Below are 2,709 nucleotides of genomic sequence, written 5' to 3' on the forward strand. Positions count from 1 at the left end.
GGTTTATAGAGACCATCAGCGTAGATAATCACCGTACAACACCAGTCATAGATAATGTCTTTGAATAACAAACCTAAGGCGACACCTGCACCACCCAGTAGACCGATCAGTGCACCAGCAGATGCTCCCAACAAAATCTCACTGGCTTTAATAGCGGCAATCAGCACTGCTGATATCTGAAAAAGCCTTGGGAAGTAGGGCACAAACAAATCGTCAAGTTCAGTTTCAGTGTTGGCCGCCAATCCGGCTAGAAGCTCCCCCAGTAGTGGCGCAGCACGGTAAAGAATATAGGTAGCAATGAACAGAGCGCTCACAAACAGAATCTCGGGGATTTTCTGATTCTGTTCAGGAGTAAGATGGGTGGCCACAACTAGATGTACTACCCATAGTCCACCGATCCAAATTAGCCAGCCTAATGGTTGCTTAAGAATCCTAATTAACTCATAGTCTAGGGTGGTTTTTGTACGGCTAGTCAGACGCTCGAGTCTGTCAATGATTATTGAAGTGAACAAGCCTCGCAATATCTGGGTGACGAGGAGGATGAGCACCACAATCACTATCGTGGAAACAGGAATGTTGGCGAGCTTGAAGTCGGTATCAAAGATCCTTGCTTTGATTAGGTTGATTGTCGTGTTGAATGTACTTTTAAGGTTTTCCATAGTTTCGACGAAAAGACAACAGCAGAGATCGACCTGTGCCTAGCTAAATGGCAAGTCGATGGCAAGTCTCTTGGTGGAATGATTTTACTATAAGTGGGGAATTTACCCAATAGTGCTAGGCGTGCTAGGTATGCAATAAACATGATTTAGAGCAATTGCCCGTCTGCGCAGCACCCTAGGAGCCAGTTTCAAAGGTTTACTATCTGGGGTGTATCTGATATTTCTAAAAAAGAAGGGGGGCGGGGAGTGTCCGGCCTGGGCGCAGGAATTTTATTAGAATTTTTGGCGTTGCTGAATTAAGGAATGAATGCGCGATCATCTAGTTTTATTAAAGCCCCCGTTGGTCCCCCAATTCTGGGGGACTTTGAGAGTTTTTCCCCCCAAGCGAGCAATCCCTCGCTTGGGGGCTAGGGGGGCGAAACCATACTGAGAATCAGCAACGCCGAATTTTTGCCTAATTTGAAAGGTGCGCTCTTACCATTAAGAATTAAATTCGCGCGATTGTCGCGCCTAAAAGCGATGCAGCTTCGAAGGGAACGAGCGCTGCATCCCTTGTTCAAAGGATTGCTAGGATTTAGATATCACCTCACTAACTAAATTTCCCTTCATCTGTTTGTAGTCTTCAAGTTGCTTTTCCAGCTCAATATGCAGATGATCAATCTCCTCTTTCTCCAGGATTTCTAATATTGCTATATTCAAGGATTGCTGGGCAGCAGTGTAGAGGTTGGTATCAATCACATATACTATAATTTTAATTACCCTAGCATTATCTTCAATGTGGGAAAACAAAACTTTCATTTTCTGCTTGTGCAAGCCATCGATAGTCGGTATTTTTTCTTTAATAGCCTCACAAATTCTGGTAGTTTTATCAGCTGAAGTTCCATCAACTTTCAGAGTTAAATTTATGCCCCACTTAAAGGTCTTGCCAGTCTTCTGGGACCAATTTTCCACAACTCCAGCAATCATTTTAGAATTGGGAAGTTTTTTGATAGAACCCCACTCAGTAATAAGAAGTGTTGTACTTCTCAGACCAATACTGACTATCTGAACAAAACCACTTACTCCGTCCACTATTACATAGTCACCCGGTTTATAGAGACCATCAGCGTAGATAATCACCGTACAACACCAGTCATAGATAATGTCTTTGAATAACAAACCTAAGGCGACACCTGCACCACCCAGTAGACCGATCAGTGCACCAGCAGATGCTCCCAACAAAATCTCACTGGCTTTAATAGCGGCAATCAGCACTGCTGATATCTGAAAAAGCCTTGGGAAGTAGGGCACAAACAAATCGTCGAGTTCAGTTTCAGTGTTGGCCGCCAATCCCCCTAGAAGCTCCCCCAGTAGTGGAGCAGCACGGTAAAGAATATAGGTGGCAATGAACAGAGCGCTCACAAACAGAATCTCGGGGATTTTCTGATTCTGTTCAGGAGTAAGATGGCTTGCCACAACTAGCTGTACTACCCATAGTCCAGCCAGCCAAATTAGCCAGCCTAATGGTGCCCTAATAATCCTAAGGAACTCATCGTCTAGGGTGCTTTCTGTACCGCTAGTCAGACGCTCGATTCTGCTAATGATTATGGCAGTGAACAAGCCTCGCAATATCTGGGTGAACATGAGGATGAGCACCACAAGAACTATCGTGGAAAGAGGGATGTTGGCGAGCTTGAAGTCGGTATCAAAGATTCTTTCTTTGATAACGTTGATTGTATTGTTGAATGTAGTCTTAAGGTTTTCCATAGTTTCGACGAAAATGCAACAGCATAGATCGACCTTTGCCTAGTTAAATGACAAGTCGATGGCAAGTCGATGGCAAGTCTCTTGGTGAAATTATTTTACTATAAGTCGCGAATTTCCCCAATAGTTCTGGGTATGCAATTGGGATTGTAATCCACAAACAGGATTGAGAGCAATTGCCGGTTTCCGCAGCACCCTAGGAGCCAGTTTTAAACTTTTAATATCTGTTTGTAGGAAAAATATTCGGTCAATCACATCTGGATTTTACCGAAAAGTATTAGCTAGTAAAAGAAGCTGGAAATAGCGA

The 2,709-nt window shown here is 43.7% G+C and carries 1 protein-coding gene and 1 pseudogene; both read right to left on the reverse strand.

All coding sequences use genetic code 11. The annotated features are described in order from the left end of the window. Positions 1-659 (reverse strand): annotated as a pseudogene (locus tag F6K20_RS29240) (mechanosensitive ion channel protein MscS); the annotation flags it as partial. A gap of 567 nt (positions 660-1,226) precedes the next feature. Continuing rightward, complete coding sequence (locus F6K20_RS29245; protein ID WP_008190387.1) at positions 1,227-2,405, reverse strand: mechanosensitive ion channel domain-containing protein; 1,179 nt, start codon at positions 2,403-2,405, stop codon at positions 1,227-1,229. Between the last annotated feature and the right edge of the window lie 304 nt (positions 2,406-2,709).

Origin of the sequence: Moorena sp. SIO2C4 (assembly GCF_010672485.1) — a bacterium.
Taxonomy (GTDB): domain Bacteria; phylum Cyanobacteriota; class Cyanobacteriia; order Cyanobacteriales; family Coleofasciculaceae; genus Moorena; species Moorena producens.